This window comes from Nostoc sp. UHCC 0870 (assembly GCF_022063185.1).
Classification (GTDB): domain Bacteria; phylum Cyanobacteriota; class Cyanobacteriia; order Cyanobacteriales; family Nostocaceae; genus Trichormus.
Genome location: NZ_CP091913.1, coordinates 2605615 through 2619810, shown reverse-complemented (window position 1 = coordinate 2619810; position 14196 = coordinate 2605615). Strand labels below are relative to the sequence as shown.

Here is a 14196-nt window from a genome sequence, read left to right as displayed (position 1 = left end):
CTTCTTGCAGAAGATAGGGAAAGGGGAAATATGCCCTCCCCTTTCCTTTTACCTCCTTCCCAACAAAACAAAATCTTCCTTCACACCTCTAGTAAAGTTCAAAATAATGAGCTATGAGTTGATCAAAACTCCTAGCTCTTTTTATATGTCTGAAGAATTTACCATTGGTAGTAAAGTCCGAGTTGTGGCATTACCACCCTATATCAAAACAGCAGACCCCATGCCGATGTTACGCCCCCCTGATATCATTCAAGTAGGTGAGGAGGGTATAGTCCTTGACCGTCGGCCTGGTGGATATTGGGGTATTCGCTTTGCTAAGGGAGCTTTTCTTTTAGATGCTCAATACATCGAAAGTATAGATCAGCTTCCAGAGTCACACTCAGAGTCGTTAAATCAGTAAACACTCCTGAGTATTGTGGGGGATTTAGACCCGCTAAATTGAGCCTACCACCAATTGGTGTGGGACTTAAAGAGACCTTTTTTCTAGCCTCTCCTGATGTTGGGAGAGGTTAGAAAAATCGATATTTTAAATCAAAAAGAAGGAAATCTGTGGACGCTTAGATTCATACGTAGAAATTGAAAACAGAACTACCAGGAAGACTCATAAGCACCTATGTCAACACTAGTGCCTTGGATTCTGGGATTACCGTCCTTATCAAACTGTTTGTACGAACTCAAAGAATCGGAAAAAACCAGTATTAATTGCTGGCGAAATCGATGAGAGACGGAAATCATTACCAGTTAAGTTGACAAATCCCGCCGACGGTACTTTGTTATTGTTCAAAGCCCACAAAGATGTCACTCCAGCTCCAATGTCATAGAGGTTTGCAAACTTATTTGTAAATAAGTTGTTACGTACTGACAAATTGCTTGCACCTGCGATATAGCCATTGCGGAAAAGGCTATCGGCGAAGATATTGTTGCGAACTATAATTTGAAACGGTTGATAACCACCAGTGAAATGATAACCATCAATAACCAGGGCTTGCACATTCTTGGCAACAGTGTTGTTGAATATCTGAACATAACTTACATTTCTGCCCACGAGAATGCCTACACCACCATTTACACGCTGTATTCCATTCCCATAGATAACGTTGTTATAAACTCTAATACTTGTTACATCCCCAATCTGAGGAACTTCGTCTGCAATCACAATTGCATCGGCGGTATTTCCGTACACAGTATTACTGTGGACATCAATGTTGAACATCCTGGCTCGATTACCATCAAGGTAGATAGCTGGTCCACCTGTATAGCCATTAGTTGTACCTGAAACTAGTGCTTGACGAGTAACTATGTTGTTATGAATAGAACCATTGCGAGATCCAACTTTCGCATCGATACCTTCACGGTTGCCTTCTTTGAGGGTATTGTATCCCACCTCAAAACCATCCACACCCCAGATACTCAATGCTTCTTGTGTACCCTCTGTAGAACGGTTGCTCGTCCATCTCCAGTTGGCGCGTTCAACAGTGTTTCTTAGTATCTTAATATTCCTACTGGTAATCTCCGCTTCCCCGCCACCATAGTAGGTTTCAGGCATAACAATAATACCTGAAGCACCACTCTGATAGGTATGGTTGTTTTGAACAATCATATTGTTGGCATCACGCAGAGCAATTCCAGCCCAGGATGTGTTTTCAATGCGGAAGCCATCAATAATCCAATAACCTTTACGAGCTGACTGAATCACTCCTTCTCGGAAGCCACCATTGATAGGGTCAGGGTCACGCAATATAACCCTACCATTGGCTTTTAGTGTGATATGTCCTGACGTAGCATTACCTGATTTACCGAGAGTTACGAGTCCTGTGTAAGTTCCTGGCTGAACCAGAATAGTATCACCAGGTTGGACAGGAGAAGTTGTACCAACGGCATAATTGATGTTTCTCCAAGGCTGAGTCGCTGTCCCAGGGTTGCTATCACTACCTGTTTGTGAAACGTAGTACACTTTCTTGGTCGATTGGGCTGATACCTCTGACATATTCAGAGAAATTACAGAGTCAGTCTTAATAGTGGAACGGATATCTAAGCCGAGTGTGGATAAAAAGCTTAATAGAGCCAGACTAAGAGAAAAAGACTGGCGTAATTGTTGTTTTTTGTTGCTGGTCATAGCTAGAGTCAATCGAAGGAACACTGATCTGAGAATTAGTCAACACACAGATATCTTCCAACTGTCAAGTTAATTAGACCGCAGTTGGAGGTAATTCATCGCTGCAAAATTAAGTACAAAATTCAAGGAAAGCTAGATGGTTTTTGATTATCCACTCATTTTTTGAAGCGAGAAAATTTGAGGAATTTAGTGTTGAGGAAAGTTTTGGAGTTCAATATGGAAATAAGTTTGCCATAACCTTAGCTATGGCTGTTTTCTTGAACATCACCACCCTCATTCTTTATTCCTTTATTTTTCTTTGCCACAAATTAATAAGTAAACAAGCAGTTGTTAACCCAACATTACTTGATTGAACTTATACAAGCACCTTTATACTCTGTTACAGTACCCACAGTCAAGAAAATTCTGCTTTATTTTTGAGTTCTAAATGATTTTTCCCGGAAATTCAACCATAGTAATAACTAAAGATCGTAAATGAATTGTAAACTTATGTAAAGTTGTTATTTTTTTTATATCATGTTTTCCCGGCGAACTTTTTTGAAGATATTGTTGGTCAGTTTTTTCACGGTTATCAATGCGTTAAATTTTGCCCCAGTTGCTCATGCACTTGGAGGTAAACTTCCAGCGATTAATCAGCCTGCACCAGATTTTACTCTGCCCACAAATACAGGTGATGGTGAACTTTCCCTGGCTGATTTGCGTGGTAAGTGGGTAGTCCTTTACTTTTATCCCAAAGACTTCACGGCTGGTTGCACCATTGAAGCACGTCGTTTTCAGGAAGATTTACCAAAATATCTGAAGAAAAATGTTGAAGTTGTTGGTATCAGTGCTGATGATATCGATTCCCATGCTGAGTTTTGTGATTCTGAGGGGCTAAAATTTCCCCTTTTGGCTGATACTACTGGTACTGTCAGTAAAGCTTACGGCTCTTGGCTCGGTTTTTTATCTATGCGTCATAGTTTTATCATTGACCCTCAAGGCTTGCTGCGGGAAACTTTTGTGAAAGTTAACCCATCTGTCCACAGTGCAGAAGTTTTGGCAAGACTTGAACAGTTGCAATCTCAAGCTTCTTGAAACGTCTAAATATCAACTAAACCAAGAAACCCGGTTTATTTAAAAAACCGGGTTTTTGTATCCCTTAAATAGCTTGTAAAACTTCATCATCGGTGGAAAAGTCTATTTCAGCTTGATCTCGTCCAGTGGCTAGATAATCATTTGCAAAAGAGTCAGTTAGCCCAGAAATCAAATCATATTGGGGTTGCCAATTTAGTTCCGTTTGAGCTTTATTTACTGAAGCAAAGAAATGCTGTACCCGCATAGGGAAAGCTTTCCGTTTACCAAAATCAAATTTTTTCGGGTCGTAATGCACAAGTTTGATGTCATCGGGTGATTTACCGGCAGCTTGGGCGCAAGCACGGGCTAAACCATCAAAGGTGACAAAGCGATCGCCTGAAATATTATACACTTGCCCAATCGCCTGTTGATTACCAATCACTTGAGACATGGCCATCGCCAAATCCTTGACATGACCTAGTTGAGTGATATGGACTCCAGTACCAGGAATAGGAATTGGGCGATCGCGTACAATCCGATCAAAGAACCAACTTTCTAAATCGTTATAGTTCTGAGGCCCGTAAATATAAGTAGGGCGAATCGAAGTAAAGGGTAATCCTTGTTGTTGCAAGTAGGCTTCTGTTTCATGCTTACCCCGATGGCGGCTTTTCGGGTCTACTTTATCTCCTTCTACATGGGGTAATTGGTCAGATTTGAGATATACCCCCGCCGAACTCATATAGACAAAATGCTGCACCCGACCGGCAAAAATCTCTGCCAGTGGTTGAGTATCAGTTAGTTCTCGACCATTATTATCAAAAATCACATCAAAGTTTTCTGGTAATAATTTTGCCTTCAGCTGTGTAGGATCAGTGCGATCGCCTATAATTTGTCCTACTCCCTGCAAACTCGGTAGGGGGCGATTACCACGATTAAATAGCACTACCTCATGCCCTTGTTCTACAAGAAGTTGAGTTAGGTACACACCAATGAACCTAGTACCACCCATGATCAAAATTCGCATAATTTACCAACTCCTATGTCTTTTGTAAGGACTGGGAAGACTCAAATCAGTGAACAGTTACCATTCATCAACTGATAACTGGTAACTGTTCACTGTTAACTGTTGATACCCAATCCTCTTGAGGTTATCAGGTTGCTGCATCCCTCTGGAACATCTCCCAGCAGAACTCTGTCTTTAATTGCCATCTGGGGTAGTTCCCATTCCTGCATCGCCAAGGGAAACTATGCAGTTAACCTCACACTGTTACTTGACGTAATTTTTACATTTTAAAGTTAGCTGTGTCCTTGAAATATGCTCTTGTTCATGAGTGGCTAACACCAAAAGCCACCGGTGGTTCGGAATTAGTCGTGCGGGAAATTCTCCATCACATTGATGCTGATTTATATGCTTTGATTGACTTTGAATCCAGCAATCCTGAAAGTTATTTGTATCAACGTCAAATTGGTACTACGTTTCTCCAGCATTTTCCCTTTGCTAAAAATGGGATTCAAAAATACCTGCCGTTTTTGCCCCTGGCAATTGAACAACTGGATTTACGCCAGTATGATGTCATTCTGTCTTCATCCCATGCTGTTGCCAAAGGCATTTTAACTACTGGTGATCAGTTACATATCTGCTACTGCCATACCCCTATGCGCTATGCTTGGGACTTAACATTTGATTATCTACACCACAGTAAGTTGGGTAGTGGTGTAGCTGGATGGGTAACTCGCTACTTGTTGCATCAGTTGCGCCAATGGGATGTATTGAGCGCAAATCGGGTTGACTATTTTATTGCTAACTCTCACCATACTGCTCGGCGTATTTGGCGGTGCTATCGACGAGAAGCCACAGTCATTTATCCGCCCGTAAATGTGGAGACGTTTCCATTTTTGTCTCAAAAAGAGGATTTTTATCTCACCGTTTCCCGGTTAGTGAGTTATAAACAAGTATCTCTAATTGTTCAAGCGTTCAATCAACTGCAACGACCATTGGTAATCATTGGGACAGGTTCGGAAATGACACAAATCCGCGAGCTAGCAAACTCAAATATCCAAATACTGGGGTGGCAACCTGATGAAGTGGTAAAAAACTATATGTCTAGGGCTAAGGCATTTGTATATGCTGCTTGTGAAGATTTTGGTATTGCCTTAGTAGAGGCTCAAGCTTGCGGTACTCCAGTGATTGCTTATGGTGCAGGAGGTGCTTTAGAAACGGTAAAAGATGTGCGTTCATATAAAGACACAGGAACGGGCATACTATTTAATAGACAAACAGCAGAGGCATTAGTGGAGGCAGTAGAAAAATTTGAAATTTATCAAGATGACCTTAACCCTGAGTATATGCGATCGCACGCTGCCCAGTTTTCACCGGAAGTTTTTGCTCGACGCTATCTAGATTTTTTACATCAGCATGGCAAAAAAGGCATTCTGGAGAGTGACAACCAGAATTTTTTGTAATTGTTTTCGATGCTTTTGGCAATTTTACCCCAGAAGCACCTCCTTTTAGATTTAAGATTGGGACTATGTGTGGTGTGGATTATTAAGGAGTATGATGACTGCCCAGAGCTCACTCCTCTCCGGTAAGCGACGCTTAAAGCCAGATGCTAGCTCGTCTACGCATTCTGCACTCAAGCGAGGTCAAAAAACAAAGACACCTAGAAGAAAACCTCAAGGTTTGTCTTTTCCTACTTTAAACGGAGAGTTCGCCAAAAGACTGTTTGATATACTGTTTTCTTTGTCAGTTTTGTTGCTGTTTTCTCCGGTTTACTTAATTTTGGCCTTACTGATTTCTTTCAGTTCTGAAGGACCAATTTTTTATGTCCAAGAAAGAATAGGCAAGAACTACAAGCCCTTTAATTGTATTAAATTCCGCACAATGGTCAGCAATGCGGACGAAGTCCTCGTCCAAATGATGGAAACATCGCCTCAGTTGCGGCAAGAATTTGAAAGCAGTTTTAAGTTAAAAAAAGACCCCAGAATTACCACCATCGGCCGATTTTTGCGAATTACTAGTCTGGATGAATTTCCCCAATTCTGGAATGTTTTAAAGGGGGATATGAGTGTGGTGGGGCCACGTCCTTTAGTCGCAGAAGAACTACCAAAATACGGTATCTACATTGATCAAGTTTTAACAATCAGACCAGGCATTACCGGATTATGGCAAGTATCTGGACGTAATGATATCCCTTATCCACGCAGAGTTCAAATAGATTTACATTACGTCAAAGCTCGAAGTTTTTGGCTGGATTTATGGATCATACTGAAAACAGTTGATGTGGTTGTTGTCCCAAAAGATAACGGAGCTTACTAAAACAAAAACCTGCTGTTTGATGATTAGGGGCATTTACCGCCCCTTAGCTCATTATGAAACATCGACCAAATTTAATTAATTATGCGTTGTCCAAAATCTTGGGTAGGCACAATTCATGAATTGTGCCTACATCATTTTTGGAGATATCGATCAAAACTAGAGTAGATCCAAAATTAAAAATCTCCCCTAGGCATACCTATTTTAACTAAATCAAACTTTTTATGGTCTTTTTTGCGATCGCACCGCTCAAAAAAGCTCTGACTATGGCAATCTGAGAAACAGATACCTTTTAATCTAATATTTTAGCTACGGCAAACTCACTTAATTAAGGTTATGCAAACTCTGCCGACTCTCGCAACATCTAATAATACAACCAATCAACCCATCTTTGACACTACAATCAAGCGTCGTAAAACGCGCCCAGTCAAGGTAGGTAATGTCACAATTGGCGGCGGCTACCCTGTGGTAGTCCAGTCGATGATTAACGAAGATACCCTGGATATTGATGGTTCTGTAGCGGGTATTCGTCGTCTGCACGAAATTGGCTGTGAAATTGTCCGTGTTACCGTCCCCAGTATTGCTCACGCTGTAGCATTGGCAGAAATTAAACAAAAACTCATTAAAACTTACCAAGATGTCCCTATTGTTGCTGATGTGCATCACAATGGGATGAAAATCGCTTTGGAGGTAGCTAAACACATAGAGAAAGTGCGGATTAATCCAGGGTTGTATGTGTTTGAAAAACCCAACACTCAAAGGACTGAATATACTGAATCTGAATTTAATGAAATTGGTGAAAAAATCCGCGAGACTCTAGCACCTCTAGTAATTTCCCTCCGCGACCAAGGTAAAGCCATGCGAATCGGCGTAAATCACGGTTCATTGGCTGAAAGAATGCTTTTTACCTACGGTGACACTCCAGAAGGTATGGTGGAATCTGCCCTAGAGTTTATTCGTATTTGTGAATCGTTAGATTTCCGTAACATAGTCATTTCCATGAAAGCCTCACGAGTTCCCGTGATGGTAGCGGCCTATCGTTTAATGGCCAAGCGCATGGATGATTTGGGTATGGACTATCCCTTACATTTAGGTGTGACAGAAGCTGGTGATGGCGAATACGGACGAATTAAATCTACAGCCGGAATCGCTACCTTACTTACTGATGGGATTGGTGACACCATTCGCGTGTCTTTAACAGAAGCACCAGAAAAAGAAATTCCCGTTTGTTACAGTATTCTCCAAGCTTTGGGTTTGCGGAAAACAATGGTGGAGTATGTGGCTTGTCCTTCCTGTGGGCGCACCTTGTTTAATCTGGAAGAAGTTCTGCATAAAGTCCGGGAAGCAACTAAACACTTAACAGGCTTAGATATTGCTGTTATGGGTTGCATTGTCAACGGCCCTGGAGAAATGGCTGATGCTGACTATGGTTATGTCGGAAAAAACCCTGGCTACATTTCTTTGTATCGTGGCCGAGAAGAAATTAAAAAAGTCACAGAAGACAAAGGTGTAGAAGAATTGATTAATCTGATCAAAGCAGATGGTCGTTGGGTAGAGCCTTAAATCAGTGAACAGTGAACAGTGAACAGTTATTATTCACTGTTTACTGGCGACCTCATATTGATAAAATTTTTGTAAATGGCGATCGCCTAGATCACCGGATTAAAAAGTATTTTGATGAAGTTAGGAATACATACTCGGTCGTTACAGTTTACCCTGTGTTAGATTGAGCATACTGACTATAAATTTTTCCCTCTGACGCAGCTGTCATTATGGTGATTACAAAAAGTAGACTTGTTTTGGGTGCTACGGCGGTAACACTCTCCACGATCGCAGTTACTAGCCTTGGCATTCACTCACGCGGTCAGGCTTTATTTAAAGCAAGTCCCAAGGAGTTGGTAGATGAGGTTTGGCAAATAGTCCAACGCCAATATGTAGACAACACGTTTAATCAGGTCGATTGGCTAGCTGTACGCAAGGAGTACCTCAACAAGTCCTACAGTAGTCAAGAGGAAGCTTATAAGTCCATCCGGGAAATGCTGAAAAAGCTAGAAGACCCCTATACCCGGTTTATGACCCCAGAAGAATTTAAAAATATGCAGGTGGATACCTCTGGGGAACTCACCGGTATTGGGATCACTATTAGTCAGGATGAAAAAACTAAGCAGCTGGTTGTAATTGCCCCAATTGAGGATACACCTGCTTTTAAAATAGGTATTCTTTCCAAGGATGTCATTCTCAAGATAGATGGCAAAAGTACCGAAGGGATGGATACCAATCAAGCCGTATCTCTGATTCGAGGTGAGCCAGGTACAAAAGTCACCTTAACGATTGAGCGTAACGGTCAACAAAAACAATTTGAAATCAAACGAGCGCGGATTGAAATCCATCCGGTGCGCTATTCTCAAAAACAAACAACTATTGGTAAAGTTGGTTACATTCGTTTGAATCAGTTCAGTGCCAATGCTGGTAAAGAAATGCAGCAAGCCATTAGAGATTTAGAAAAACAACGGGTAAATGGCTATATCTTGGATTTACGTGGTAATCCTGGAGGCTTGCTATTCTCTAGCGTAGAAATTGCCCGGATGTGGCTAGATAAAGGCACAATTGTTTCTACTATTGACCGTCAAGGCGAACAAGAACGAGAAGTAGCCAGGGGTCGGGCTTTGACGAATAAACCTTTGGTGGTCATAGTTGATAAAGGTTCAGCTAGTGCCAGTGAAATTCTCTCTGGTGCATTGCAGGACAATCAGCGTGCTGTTTTAGTTGGTACACAAACCTTTGGTAAAGGCTTGGTACAATCTGTACGTCCTCTAGAAGATGGCTCAGGTCTGGCAGTGACTATTGCCAAGTATCATACCCCCAGTGGTAAAGATATTAATAAACATGGCATTGACCCAGATGTGAAAGTTGAATTGACAGATGCCCAGCGTCAAGATTTGTGGTTACGTGAACGAGACAAACTTGGCACATTAGCAGATCCTCAATTTGCTAAGGCTTTGGAAGTATTGGGTAAAAAAATTGCTGGTAAAACTACACCAACAGCAGAAAAAACTCAAAATACTCAGTTATGAGTAGTGAGTAATGAGTAATGAGTAATGAGTAATGAGTAATGAGTAATGAGTAATGAGTAATGAGTAATGAGTAATGAGTAATGAGTAATGAGTAATGAGTAATGAGTAATGAGTAATGAGTAATGAGTAATGAGTAATGAGTAATGAGTAATGATAAAGTTGGGATATGTTTTTCAGTATCTTAAATAACAAAGTGTGTGGAATAGTAGCAATTACTCTCTTAACTCATAACTCAGCACTCATAACTCAGCACTCAATGAGGTTGGCACTTGCCAGACCTGATGAGTCCGATTCTCTTGGCGATCGCTTCTTCTTGTGAGTTAAACGGCCCCCACTGTTCGATAATATTTAGACCATCGTCCCCAACTTCTTCGCTGGGGACGATTTTGCAATTACCAGTATTGCACTTGAGAATATACCAAGTTTGTAAATTATTCATAGCAAAATGTACACTGTTGCTGAACCAAGGTTAAGTGAATGCAAATCCCTACTGATACAATACCTCAGTTGATTGTTGCTGGCTTTCATGCCCTTTCTGATCCCATTAGAATTAATGTATTGGAATTACTGCGCCAGCGAGAATTATGTGTCTGTGACTTATGCGAAGCTTTAGACGTGAGTCAATCTAAATTATCTTTTCACCTCAAGACTCTCAAAGAAGCTGGCTTAGTAAACTCTCGTCAACAAGGCCGTTGGATTTATTACAGGTTAAATTTACCTCAATTTGCAATTTTAGAAGAATATTTGGCACATTACAGCAAATTAGGACAAATTATCCCTGCACGCCCCTGTGATAACATTTCCTGATACATCAACTTTTTTTGATGAATTTTTGTGTATATAGGCTATTGTGTGGTTGACATATCAATTTTTTTTGAAATGATATAAATATACATTGGTTTAGGAAATTTTGCGCGAAACAAACTGATATTAATAATGCTTCACGACCGATTTTACAAGCTGAGGATACTTGTAACAAAAACGGTATGAAGAACATTTGATTATTTTACAGAGGCGATCGTTTCTGGTATCTGGTTGTGAAAGTGCCGATATCAAAACTCCAATTTTTTGAATGTAGATATTAACAGGAAAAATCATGAGAGTTCGTGTTGGCATCAATGGATTTGGTCGGATGGGACGGCTAGCATTACGAGCTGCTTGGGGTTGGCCGGAACTAGAATTTGTGCATATTAACGAAATCAAAGGTGGAGCAGTAACAGCAGCTCACTTGCTCAAGTTTGATTCTGTACATGGACGTTGGACACCAGAAGTAGAAGCACAGGGTGAACGTGTTCTGATTGATGGTACACCCCTCAGCTTTAGTGAGTATGCTCAACCAGGGGATGTACCTTGGGAAGATTTAGGCGTTGATTTAGTGCTGGAATGTTCCGGCAAATTTCGCACTCCTGCAACCCTTGACCCCTATTTTAAGCGTGGGGTGCAGAAGGTAATTGTGGCTGCTCCTGTGAAGGAAGAAGCCTTAAATATTGTCATGGGGGTGAATGACCACCTCTATGAACCGGAAAAGCATCATCTATTAACTGCGGCTTCTTGTACAACCAACTGTTTAGCACCAATAGTCAAAGTCATTCACGAAGGTTTGGGTATTAAACATGGAATCATTACTACAATCCATGACAATACAAATACTCAAACCATTGTCGATGCACCTCATAAAGATTTGCGTCGGGCGCGTGCTACGAGTTTATCTTTAATTCCTACCACCACAGGATCAGCAACTGCGATCGCTTTAATTTATCCTGAACTCAAAGGTAAACTCAACGGTATTGCAGTCAGAGTCCCACTACTCAACGCTTCGCTAACAGACTGTGTGTTTGAAGTTGTACGACCAACCACAGTAGAAGAAATCAACGGACTTTTAAAAGCTGCTTCCGAACAAGCACCACTCAAAGACATCCTCGGCTATGAGGAGCGTCCTTTAGTATCTATTGACTACAAAGATGATCCTCGTTCTTCCATCATTGATGCCCTTTCCACAATGGTTGTTGACGAGACACAAGTAAAAATCCTGGCTTGGTATGACAACGAATGGGGTTATGCCAATCGCATGGTTGAACTCGCTCGTAAGGTTGCGTTGAGTTTTAGTTAGGTACTGGGGACTGGGTAATAGTTCTTCTCCCCTGCCCCCTGCCCCTCTGCCTCTACCCCCCATTCCCCATGACTACTACAGCTTCTAAAGCCAATTTCAAAAACTATATTCTGGTAACACTTGCATATTGGGGTTTCACCATTACAGATGGTGCATTAAGAATGTTGGTGTTACTCTACTTCAATAAACTCGGCTATACCCCATTACAAATCGCTTCTTTGTTCCTGTTTTACGAAGTATTTGGTATTATTACCAACTTTTTAGGCGGTTGGATTGGCTCGCAATTAGGATTAAAAGTTACTCTTTATACTGGCATCGGGTTACAGATTTTCTCTTTGGTGATGCTGGCATATCTGAATCCGAGTTGGGCGCAGTGGTTGGCTGTTGCATATGTGATGGTAGCTCAGGCATTTTCTGGAATTGCCAAAGACCTAACCAAGATGAGTTCTAAAAGTGCTATTCGCTTGGTAGTTCCTCAAGATGCCCATTCTGCTTTATTTAAATGGGTGGCGGTGCTGACTGGTTCTAAAAATGCCCTTAAGGGAGTTGGTTTCTTTGTTGGTAGTGCCTTGTTAGCTGGGGTTGGTTTTGTCAATTCCTTGTTAGTCATGGCGGCTGGTTTATTCCTGCTGATGTTTACTGGCTTGATGCTGCCTAAAGGGATGGGCAAAATCAAGAAGAAAGTCAAGTTTAGTCAACTGTTTTCTAAGAGTCCAGAGATTAATATTCTTTCAGCCGCCCGATTCTTTTTATTTGGTTCGCGGGATGTCTGGTTTGTGGTGGCTTTACCAGTGTTCTTGCGTGAGGTTTTAGGTTGGTCTTTTTATCAAGTGGGTGGATTTTTGGCTGTGTGGGTGATTGGCTATGGCATTATTCAGTCATCAGCACCAACATTAATGCGGCGATTTGGTTCTGGTCGTCCACCTCAATCTAAAACTATCCAGTTCTGGACATTTACTCTCACAGCCGTGCCAGCTGCGATCGCCATAGCTCTACAATTAGGTATCCCTGCTAATATCGCCATCGTGGGGGGACTGCTGGTATTTGGTGTGGTGTTTGCCTTTAACTCTGCGGTTCACTCTTATCTGGTGTTGGCATTTACCGATGATGACAAAGTAGCGTTAAATGTTGGCTTCTACTATATGGCTAACTCCGGTGGTCGCTTGGCAGGTACTGTTTTATCAGGTTTGGTATATCAATGGTTGGGGCTAGTGGGTTGTCTGTGGACATCAACGTTTTTGGTACTAGGAGCAGCAGTAGTTTCACTGAAGTTACCAAATCCCAAACCCAGTAAAGCCATAGCCTGGAAAGCCGGTGACGGAGACTGAAATCAATTCAAAATTCAAAAACTTCGGAGAATCGGGATAAAACCGATGTATCAAGGTAATAACGATGAGTTTAAATCGTAAAACTAAGAGTAATCTCAGTTTTTTTGAAAAATACCTCACTCTGTGGGTATTTTTGTGCATCTTTACTGGAATCACTCTAGGGAGGTTATTTCCAGAGATAGCGGTAAAACTTGACGCTATTAGTGTGTATCAAGTGTCAATTCCCATTGCGGTATGCCTGTTTTTCATGATGTACCCCATCATGGTGAAGATTGACTTTAGCCAAGCTATCAATGCTATCCGCACCCCAAAGCCTGTAATTCTTACCTTAGTGGTGAACTGGTTGATTAAACCATTCACAATGGTAGCTTTTGCCCAATTCTTTTTAGGCTGGCTATTTCGTCCGTTAATTACTGGGACAGAATTAATTCGTGGTAGTGAAGTTGCGATCGCTAATTCTTACATAGCTGGCACAATTTTACTAGGAATTGCACCTTGTACAGCAATGGTTTTGATGTGGGGTTATCTGTCCTATGGTAATCAAGGACACACCTTAGTTATGGTAGCAGTTAACTCTCTAGCTATGCTATTTTTGTACGCACCTTTAGGCAGGTGGTTATTAGCAGCAAATGACTTAACAGTGCCGTGGCAAACAATAGTTTTATCAGTGCTGATTTATGTAGGATTGCCGTTAATTGCCGGGATTTACAGCCGTTACTGGATATTCAAATATAAAGGCAGAGAATGGTTTGAAGGGCAATTTTTAAAATATCTCAGTCCTATTTCCATTATCGCTTTGCTCATTACTTTAGTCTTACTATTTGCCTTTAAGGGCGAATTAATCGTCAACAATCCCCTGCACATTTTACTAATTGCTGTGCCACTGTTTATTCAAACTAATTTCATTTTCTTAATTAGTTATGTAGCAGCATTAAAGCTCAATCTTTCTTATGAAGACGCTGCACCCGCCGCCTTAATTGGGGCTAGCAACCACTTTGAAGTTGCCATTGCTACATCTGTGATGCTGTTTGGCTTAAATTCTGGTGCTGCACTAGCCACGGTGGTAGGCGTTTTAATCGAAGTCCCAGTTATGTTAATGCTGGTAGAATTTTGTAAACGCACAGCACCCTGGTTTCCAAGAGAGCCAGAAAAGGCAAGTTTGCCAGATCCACGGTGTATTAATTCATTCCAGTAATATCAGC

15 protein-coding genes are annotated in these 14196 nt (G+C 41.4%); 11 read left to right on the top strand and 4 right to left on the bottom strand.

The annotated features are described in order from the left end of the window. The first annotated feature begins 145 nt into the window (after nt 1-145). Complete coding sequence (gene sipA / locus L6494_RS11410; RefSeq protein WP_237994877.1) at nt 146-400, top strand: regulatory protein SipA; 255 nt, start codon at nt 146-148, stop codon at nt 398-400. Nucleotides 401-588: 188 nt separating this feature from the next. Here the strand turns inward: sipA and L6494_RS30960 are convergent, their stop codons facing one another. Both L6494_RS30960 and L6494_RS11405 read right to left on the bottom strand, forming a co-directional pair. Then, on the bottom strand, nt 589-678 hold the full coding sequence (locus tag L6494_RS30960; RefSeq protein ID WP_330911078.1) for a choice-of-anchor Q domain-containing protein: 90 nt from the start codon (nt 676-678) through the stop codon (nt 589-591). After that, nucleotides 656-2116: a right-handed parallel beta-helix repeat-containing protein gene (locus L6494_RS11405; RefSeq protein WP_237994875.1), complete on the bottom strand. Its 1461-nt coding sequence runs from the start codon at nt 2114-2116 to the stop codon at nt 656-658. The genes L6494_RS30960 and L6494_RS11405 overlap by 23 nt, the downstream gene beginning before the upstream one ends. A 516-nt stretch (nt 2117-2632) precedes the next feature. Between L6494_RS11405 and L6494_RS11400 the strand changes: the two genes are divergently transcribed. After that, the gene (locus tag L6494_RS11400; protein WP_237994872.1) at nt 2633-3190 is read left to right on the top strand and encodes a peroxiredoxin; all 558 of its coding nucleotides are present in this window, start codon (nt 2633-2635) and stop codon (nt 3188-3190) included. A gap of 64 nt (nt 3191-3254) precedes the next feature. On the opposite strand, the gene L6494_RS11395 is transcribed toward L6494_RS11400, so the two are convergent. Beyond that, complete coding sequence (locus L6494_RS11395; protein ID WP_237994870.1) at nt 3255-4193, bottom strand: NAD-dependent epimerase/dehydratase family protein; 939 nt, start codon at nt 4191-4193, stop codon at nt 3255-3257. Between the two features lie 278 nt (nt 4194-4471). On the opposite strand from L6494_RS11395, the gene L6494_RS11390 reads away from it, so the two are divergent. The 5 genes from L6494_RS11390 (at nt 4472) to ctpC (ending at nt 9556) form a co-directional block, all read left to right on the top strand. Beyond that, nucleotides 4472-5632 carry a glycosyltransferase gene (locus L6494_RS11390; protein WP_237994868.1) on the top strand — a complete coding sequence of 387 codons (1161 nt, stop codon included), beginning with the start codon at nt 4472-4474 and terminating at the stop codon, nt 5630-5632. A gap of 94 nt (nt 5633-5726) precedes the next feature. Continuing rightward, nucleotides 5727-6485 (top strand): sugar transferase, encoded by a 759-nt coding sequence (locus tag L6494_RS11385; protein ID WP_237995972.1) that lies wholly within the window; start codon nt 5727-5729, stop codon nt 6483-6485. Nucleotides 6486-6818: 333 nt separating this feature from the next. Continuing rightward, on the top strand, nt 6819-8045 hold the full coding sequence (gene ispG / locus L6494_RS11380; protein WP_237994866.1) for a (E)-4-hydroxy-3-methylbut-2-enyl-diphosphate synthase: 1227 nt from the start codon (nt 6819-6821) through the stop codon (nt 8043-8045). 11 nt (nt 8046-8056) lie between these two features. Further along, nucleotides 8057-8212 carry a hypothetical protein gene (locus L6494_RS11375; RefSeq protein WP_237994864.1) on the top strand — a complete coding sequence of 52 codons (156 nt, stop codon included), beginning with the start codon at nt 8057-8059 and terminating at the stop codon, nt 8210-8212. Nucleotides 8213-8254: 42 nt separating this feature from the next. Then, nucleotides 8255-9556, top strand: a complete 1302-nt coding sequence (gene ctpC, locus L6494_RS11370; RefSeq protein ID WP_237994862.1) for a carboxyl-terminal processing protease CtpC — start codon at nt 8255-8257, stop codon at nt 9554-9556. Nucleotides 9557-9809: 253 nt separating this feature from the next. On the opposite strand, the gene L6494_RS11365 is transcribed toward ctpC, so the two are convergent. Then, nucleotides 9810-9995, bottom strand: a complete 186-nt coding sequence (locus L6494_RS11365; RefSeq protein ID WP_237994860.1) for a DDE transposase family protein — start codon at nt 9993-9995, stop codon at nt 9810-9812. A gap of 38 nt (nt 9996-10033) precedes the next feature. On the opposite strand from L6494_RS11365, the gene L6494_RS11360 reads away from it, so the two are divergent. The 4 genes from L6494_RS11360 (at nt 10034) to arsB (ending at nt 14189) form a co-directional block, all read left to right on the top strand. After that, complete coding sequence (locus L6494_RS11360) at nt 10034-10363, top strand: ArsR/SmtB family transcription factor (protein WP_237994859.1); 330 nt, start codon at nt 10034-10036, stop codon at nt 10361-10363. A gap of 289 nt (nt 10364-10652) precedes the next feature. Continuing rightward, the gene (locus L6494_RS11355; RefSeq protein ID WP_237994857.1) at nt 10653-11666 is read left to right on the top strand and encodes an ArsJ-associated glyceraldehyde-3-phosphate dehydrogenase; all 1014 of its coding nucleotides are present in this window, start codon (nt 10653-10655) and stop codon (nt 11664-11666) included. Nucleotides 11667-11734: 68 nt separating this feature from the next. Then, complete coding sequence (arsJ, locus tag L6494_RS11350; RefSeq protein ID WP_237994854.1) at nt 11735-12994, top strand: organoarsenical effux MFS transporter ArsJ; 1260 nt, start codon at nt 11735-11737, stop codon at nt 12992-12994. 64 nt (nt 12995-13058) lie between these two features. After that, entirely contained in the window at nt 13059-14189 is a 1131-nt protein-coding gene (arsB, locus tag L6494_RS11345; protein WP_237994852.1) for an ACR3 family arsenite efflux transporter, read from the top strand. Nucleotides 14190-14196 lie beyond the last annotated feature (7 nt).

What these genes read in the sequence shown, in the direction of transcription:
- L6494_RS11355 (WP_237994857.1), top strand. Translation starts at nt 10,653, where the DNA reads ATGAGAGTTCGTGTTGGCATCAATGGATTTGGTCGGATGGGACGGCTA.
- L6494_RS11400 (WP_237994872.1), top strand. Translation starts at nt 2,633, where the DNA reads ATGTTTTCCCGGCGAACTTTTTTGAAGATATTGTTGGTCAGTTTTTTC.
- ispG (WP_237994866.1), top strand. Translation starts at nt 6,819, where the DNA reads ATGCAAACTCTGCCGACTCTCGCAACATCTAATAATACAACCAATCAA.
- L6494_RS11405 (WP_237994875.1), bottom strand. Translation starts at nt 2,116, where the DNA reads ATGACCAGCAACAAAAAACAACAATTACGCCAGTCTTTTTCTCTTAGT.
- L6494_RS11365 (WP_237994860.1), bottom strand. Translation starts at nt 9,995, where the DNA reads ATGAATAATTTACAAACTTGGTATATTCTCAAGTGCAATACTGGTAAT.
- L6494_RS11395 (WP_237994870.1), bottom strand. Translation starts at nt 4,193, where the DNA reads ATGCGAATTTTGATCATGGGTGGTACTAGGTTCATTGGTGTGTACCTA.
- L6494_RS11385 (WP_237995972.1), top strand. Translation starts at nt 5,727, where the DNA reads ATGACTGCCCAGAGCTCACTCCTCTCCGGTAAGCGACGCTTAAAGCCA.
- ctpC (WP_237994862.1), top strand. Translation starts at nt 8,255, where the DNA reads ATGGTGATTACAAAAAGTAGACTTGTTTTGGGTGCTACGGCGGTAACA.
- arsJ (WP_237994854.1), top strand. Translation starts at nt 11,735, where the DNA reads ATGACTACTACAGCTTCTAAAGCCAATTTCAAAAACTATATTCTGGTA.
- sipA (WP_237994877.1), top strand. Translation starts at nt 146, where the DNA reads ATGTCTGAAGAATTTACCATTGGTAGTAAAGTCCGAGTTGTGGCATTA.
- L6494_RS11360 (WP_237994859.1), top strand. Translation starts at nt 10,034, where the DNA reads ATGCAAATCCCTACTGATACAATACCTCAGTTGATTGTTGCTGGCTTT.
- arsB (WP_237994852.1), top strand. Translation starts at nt 13,059, where the DNA reads ATGAGTTTAAATCGTAAAACTAAGAGTAATCTCAGTTTTTTTGAAAAA.